The sequence below is a fragment of the Streptomyces sp. SID3212 genome (genome assembly GCF_009865405.1).
In the GTDB taxonomy this organism is placed as follows: domain Bacteria; phylum Actinomycetota; class Actinomycetes; order Streptomycetales; family Streptomycetaceae; genus Streptomyces.
The window spans coordinates 1-422 of the sequence record NZ_WWJY01001132.1 but is presented as its reverse complement, the minus strand read 5'-3'; the positions used below and the strand labels follow the sequence as shown (position 1 = coordinate 422).

At 68.2% G+C, this 422-nt stretch carries 1 protein-coding gene and 1 pseudogene; one reads left to right on the top strand and one right to left on the bottom strand.

What is annotated here, in order from left to right; all coding sequences use genetic code 11:
* On the bottom strand, window positions 1-221 hold a 221-nt coding region (locus GT042_RS33400), incomplete at its 3' end, for a zf-HC2 domain-containing protein (protein WP_161312427.1).
* A 95-nt stretch (window positions 222-316) separates the two neighbouring features.
* On the opposite strand from GT042_RS33400, the pseudogene GT042_RS40225 reads away from it, so the two are divergent.
* Window positions 317-422, top strand: a pseudogene (locus tag GT042_RS40225) (DNA-binding response regulator); the annotation flags it as partial.

Genomic DNA, 422 nt, shown 5'->3' with positions numbered 1-422 from the left:
CCGGTCAGCAGCCCCGGGCTCGCGGCGGCGAAGGGCGCCACCTCCGCCGGGGTACGCCGGGTGTACTCGTCGAGTTGCGCCTTCACACCACCGAAGTCGGCCAGCAGCAGCGCGCACTGCGGGCATTCCATCAGGTGATCCTCGAAGCGGAAGGCGTCCGCGGCGTCGAGCACGCCCAGTGAGTAGGCACCGACATCGCGATGGAGGTCCAAGGTCCGCATGCTGTCTGGTACGCAGAACAGCGCCGAATCACTCAACGGATCGGCGCTCTCGCTCACGGACACCATCGGCGACCGACCGTCTAAACTCCCGCCTCATGCTGCGTGTACTGGCTGTGGACGACGAAGAACCGGCCCTCGAAGAGTTGCTGTACCTCCTCCGCGCCGACCCGCGCGTCCGCAGCGCCGAGGGCGCGACCAGCG